This is a genomic window from Terrisporobacter muris, from assembly GCF_024621905.1.
In the GTDB taxonomy this organism is placed as follows: Bacteria; Bacillota; Clostridia; order Peptostreptococcales; family Peptostreptococcaceae; genus Terrisporobacter; species Terrisporobacter muris.
In genome coordinates, this window is record NZ_JANKBY010000349.1 from 1 (window position 1) to 3,554 (window position 3,554).

At 25.9% G+C, this 3,554-nt stretch carries 4 protein-coding genes and 1 pseudogene; 3 read left to right on the plus strand and 2 right to left on the minus strand.

Annotated features, from left to right (window positions below; all coding sequences use genetic code 11):
* The 3 genes from NSA58_RS17510 to NSA58_RS17520 form a co-directional block, all read left to right on the plus strand.
* Positions 1-1,202 (plus strand): type III PLP-dependent enzyme domain-containing protein (locus NSA58_RS17510; RefSeq protein WP_257560747.1); only part of this gene is annotated, 1,202 nt, incomplete at its 5' end.
* A gap of 115 nt (positions 1,203-1,317) precedes the next feature.
* Entirely contained in the window at positions 1,318-2,187 is an 870-nt protein-coding gene (locus tag NSA58_RS17515; protein ID WP_330376044.1) for a mechanosensitive ion channel family protein, read from the plus strand.
* Between the two features lie 212 nt (positions 2,188-2,399).
* On the plus strand, positions 2,400-2,990 hold the full coding sequence (locus tag NSA58_RS17520) for a TVP38/TMEM64 family protein (protein ID WP_039678969.1): 591 nt from the start codon (positions 2,400-2,402) through the stop codon (positions 2,988-2,990).
* Positions 2,991-3,062: 72 nt separating this feature from the next.
* On the opposite strand, the gene NSA58_RS17525 is transcribed toward NSA58_RS17520, so the two are convergent.
* Together NSA58_RS17525 and NSA58_RS17530 are read right to left on the minus strand one after the other, a co-directional pair.
* Entirely contained in the window at positions 3,063-3,461 is a 399-nt protein-coding gene (locus tag NSA58_RS17525) for a lipoate protein ligase C-terminal domain-containing protein (RefSeq protein ID WP_257560748.1), read from the minus strand.
* Positions 3,430-3,554: pseudogene (locus NSA58_RS17530) on the minus strand (phosphoribosyltransferase family protein); the annotation flags it as partial. The pseudogene NSA58_RS17530 and the gene NSA58_RS17525, both read right to left, overlap by 32 nt.

The window sequence follows — 3,554 nt, forward strand, 5'->3', positions numbered from 1 at the left end:
CTAAAGTAAATAAATCATTTTATATATATGATGAGGAAGAAATTTTAAAGGCAATTAATATATTACAAGATAAATTCAGTGAATTTGAGATTTTGTATTCTATTAAGACTAATCCAAATAAAAATATAGTAGAACTTATAAGTAAGAATAGTATAGGCGCTGATGCCGCATCTGCTAAAGAAGTGGAAATATCAAGTGCAGCTAATATAAATAAAGAAAATATAATTTATTCTTCACCAGGAAAAAGAAGAAAAGATATTGAAGAATCTATGGATAAATGTATAATAACAGCTGATAGTTATAATGAATTAAGTTTATTAAATGAAATTGGAAAAGATAGAAATATTCAATTGGAAGTAGGTTTAAGAATTAATGCTAATTATAATGTATTTGGAGGAAAGCCTCTAAGTAGTAAGTATGGTGTTGATGAAGAAAGCTTATTAGATTACAAAGACTTTATAGATAATCTAAATAATATTAAAATTATAGGAATTCATGTACACCTTCAGTCACAAATTTTAGATTATGAAACTATTTATAATTACTATGAGTATGTATTGGAGCTTGCTTTATTTTGTAAAGATAAAATGAATTTTAATCTTAAATTTATTAATTTTGGTGGAGGATTAGGTATATCATATGGTGATTCTTATAAAAATTTAGATATTGATAAACTTAGTATTATGTCAAATAATTTAATTGCAAAATATAAAGAAAAGTTAAATACTAGATTTATCATAGAAAGTGGGAGATTTCTAGTTTGTAAAAGTGGAGTTTATGTTACACCAATAATTGATATTAAAGAATCTAGAGGCTCAAAATACATAATTGTGCAAAATGGATATAATGGATTCTTTAAACCTACAATTAGCGAGCTTATTGTGTCTTATACTAATGAAAAAAATGATTTAAAAATGATGGAGCCACTCTTTACATCTTATGATTCTTATAAGATAAGTTTAATTAAAAATGAAAATGAAAGGGAAAATCTTAAAGAAATAGTTACTGTAGGTGGAAATTTATGTACAGCTGTTGATATTCTAGCGAAAGATATTGTACTACCCAAAGCTGAACTTAATGACTTGATTTCCATAAACAATGCAGGAAGCTATGCTTATTCTCTTACACCTCTTTTATTTAGTAGTCAAGAAAAGCCTGTGGAAATTTATTTTAGAAGTATGGATGATTATTTAATAGATTAAATTACATAAATTTACATTATATGATTTTTTATAATTGTTTACCTTCATTCTAGACAATAATCGCAAAACAGTGTATTATTTTATTTATATATGCAGTGAATTTGGAGGTAAATTAATGTTTGAAGAAATGCAAAAAGAAATACAAAATATGAATTTTAAAAATATGACAATAGAAACTATGACTACTAAAATACTGGATTGGGCGATGACTAGTGGTGCAAAATTAGTAATTGGTATAATTTTAATAGTAATAGGGTTTAAGGTAATCAATAAATTAGCAAGAAAATTTGTAGTTTTTTCAGAAAAAAGAAATATAGATATGACATTAGTGAAATTTACTAAATCTTTTATAGGCATATCCTTAAAAGGTTTATTAGTACTTGTGATTGCTGGTGGATATTGGGATTTAGAATTATCAGGCTTAGCTGCCATAGTAGCTTCAGCTGGGGTTGCAATAGGTCTTGCACTTCAAGGTAGTTTATCAAACTTTGCAGGTGGATTTATAATTTTACTTCTTAGACCATTTAAAGTTGGAGATTATATTCAAACAGGTCAATTTGAAGGAGCTGTTGAACAAATTGGTGTGTTTTATACTACTTTAACTACAGTAGATAACAAAGTGGTATTAATACCAAATGGAACTTTATCAAATGGAAGTTTAATAAATTATTCCACAAAAGATACTAGAAGAGTGGATTTAATATTTTCAGCAGGATATGAGTGTGACATTTTAAAAGTTAGAAGCGTACTAAAAGAAATAGTAGCTAAAAACAAATTAGTTCTTGATTATCCAGAGCCATTTGTAGGTTTATTTGAACAAGGTCCAAATTCTTTAAACTTTGCTGTAAGAGTTTGGGTAAATACACCTGATTATTGGACAGTATATTTTGATTTATTAGAGCAAGTTAAAATTAAATTTGATGAAGAAAATATTTCAATACCATATCCTCAAATGGATTTACATGTAAAACAAATCTTGAAATAAACTTTAGATCGCTTTTAGCGGTCTTTTTATTTTTTAGATGATTTTTAGTAAACACAAATAATTAATTATAAAAAGTAAGAAAAAAGTAAGAATAAAGGGTATAATAACGTAAATTGTTAAGAAAATATGAAAGTTTATTCATAATTGATTTAAACAAAAAATATTATGATATAATATTTTTAAAACTTTTAATTCATAGGAAGGAGGCTGTTATGGATTTTATTCAAAATATATACAATATCGTAAATGACTATTGGCTATTGTCAATTATGGTTGGGTTGACTAGTGTATTTATAGAAAGCTTTTTACCAATATTACCATTAGTTGCAATTGTCACTGCTAATGCAGCCTTATTTGGTATGTATCCAGGATTAATAATATCATGGATAGGTTCTACATCTGGAACAATATGTTTATTTTTATTAGTTAAGAAAATTGGTAATAAGAAATTTATTAAAATATTAAAAAATGAAAAAGTTGAAAAAGCAATTGATTGGGTTGAGGAAAAAGGATTTAAGCTACTATTTTTAGCTTATGCTTGTCCATTTTTGCCAGCTTGTGTAGTTACAATATCTCAAGGTTTAGCTAAAAGACATACAACAGATTTTATATCTGCTGTAGTAGCAGGTAAGCTTGTTATGTTTTTTATAGTTAGCTATATAGGTAACGACATCATGGGGTTTATAACAAGTCCTTTAAAAGTGGTAACTTTACTTTTAATAACTTTTTTAGCTTGGAAGATAGGTAAAAAATTAAATAAGGATTTAGATAATTTCGAAAAGAAAAGAATGCATGAAGAATAGGCATATAGCTTATTCTTCATTTTTAAAATGTAAAGATTGTATATAGAAAGAGAACATTAATTATCTTAATATCTATTTTACACCCATTATTCCATCTACTAAAATATCTATATTACAATTTAAAAAATAATCATTAATATCGATATTGTTTAAAGTAGATTTTATACTAGATTCATTATGCATTACATTTTTTAATAAATCTTCTATATTAGAAACATCCTTTTTACCAAAAAAATCACCGAAGAACTTTATTTCATTAATTATCCCTTTATCTACATTTAAACTAAACTCTATATTACCACCAGGATATTTAACTTCATTATTAAGGGAGTATTTAGGTGAATGACCAAAGTTCCAATGCCAAGTACTATATTTTTCATCGACTAATTTATTTATTTCATTTATATCATGATCACTTAATTCATAAAAGTGATTATTATATGTTTTTAGCCCCAAACTCTTTAAGTGCATTAGCTGCGTTTGTTATAGTTCCTGCTGTATCTATCATGTCGTCTAACATGATAACATTTTTACCTTTTACATCTCCTATAAGATTCATTACTT

Coding starts and splice junctions, on each gene's coding strand:
- NSA58_RS17515 (WP_330376044.1), top strand. CDS start 1,318: ATGTTTGAAGAAATGCAAAAAGAAATACAAAATATGAATTTTAAAAAT.
- NSA58_RS17520 (WP_039678969.1), top strand. CDS start 2,400: ATGGATTTTATTCAAAATATATACAATATCGTAAATGACTATTGGCTA.
- NSA58_RS17525 (WP_257560748.1), bottom strand. CDS start 3,461: ATGCACTTAAAGAGTTTGGGGCTAAAAACATATAATAATCACTTTTAT.